The organism is Arenibacter flavimaris (genome assembly GCF_030291335.1).
GTDB lineage: Bacteria > Bacteroidota > Bacteroidia > Flavobacteriales > Flavobacteriaceae > Arenibacter.
Map to the genome: position 1 here is coordinate 1 of NZ_JASWIM010000090.1, position 1,165 is coordinate 1,165.

1 protein-coding gene is annotated in these 1,165 nt (G+C 46.4%); it reads left to right on the top strand.

What is annotated here, in order from left to right:
* Window positions 1–67 precede the first annotated feature (67 nt).
* A protein-coding gene (locus QSE00_RS25125; RefSeq protein ID WP_286108021.1) for an IS3 family transposase occupies window positions 68–1,165 on the top strand; the annotation gives its coding sequence in 2 pieces (ribosomal slippage) (window positions 68–329 and window positions 329–1,165; 1,099 coding nt annotated over the 2 pieces). This gene is flagged as partial in the annotation.

Consider the following 1,165-nt stretch of genomic DNA (forward strand, 5'->3'; position numbering starts at 1 on the left):
TGTAGCCTTCCCTAAAAATAGGACAGTATAAAATTCAAATTTATTAATTTTAAATTTTAACTGTCACATGAAGAAAAGCAAGTTTAGCGAAAGCCAGATCATTAAGACCCTCAAAGAGATCGAACAGGGACGCGGAGTGCCCGAAGTTGCCAGGGAACTCGGCATTGACAAGAGTACCATTTACTATTGGCGCAAGAAATATGGTGGCATGGAAGTGGCCCATATGAAACGGTTGAAGGAGCTTGAGGATGAAAACCGCAAGCTCAAACAGATGTATGCGGATGTAAGTCTGGATGTACGTATGCTAAAGGACGTACTGTCAAAAAAGTTCTAGGGCCTTCCGACAAGAAGCACCGTGCCAAATATCTCCAAGAGACGTATTCGGTCTGTGTATCGCGATCCTGCGAAGTGATCGGGCTGGCCCGTTCAATGTGGTACTACCATACTCGAAAGGACGATGCCGGGGTAATCGATGCACTATCAAGATTGGCGGAAGAATTGCCGACAAGGGGATTTGAGGTGTATTACAAACGGCTTCGTCGTGAAGGCCATAAATGGAACCGAAAACGTGTACTGCGGGTGTATAGGAAGATGGGGCTAAAGCTGCGCAGAAAACATAAGAAAAGACTGCCCTCAAGGGTAAAGTACCCATTGGACGCACCAACAATGATCAATGAGGTATGGAGCATGGATTTCATGGCGGACGTGCTTTCGGACGGAAGAAAAGTAAGGGTGTTCAATGTTATGGACGATTGCAACCGTGAAGCATTGGCCATGGACGTAGGGCTTAATTATCCGGCCAGAAAGGTCGTGGAGACCTTGGAAAACTTGGAAGAGGAAATAGGTCTCCCAAAAACGATACGTTGCGACAACGGTCCGGAGTTCATCTCCAAGACCTTGGCCGAATGGTGTAAAAGGAAAAGGGTCGAACTAAGGTTCATTCAACCTGGAAAGCCCATGCAAAATGGTTATATGGAACGCCTGAACAGGTTTTATAGGGAAGATGTACTGGATGCATATTGGTTCAACGATCTGCACCAGATAAGAACCCTGACCGATAAATGGAGGGAGGACTACAACAGGAAGCATCCCCACTCCGCTTTGGGAGATATACCACCTAGGGAATACAAAGACCGTTTCGGGGAAGAATTCTTCCCCGAAACGA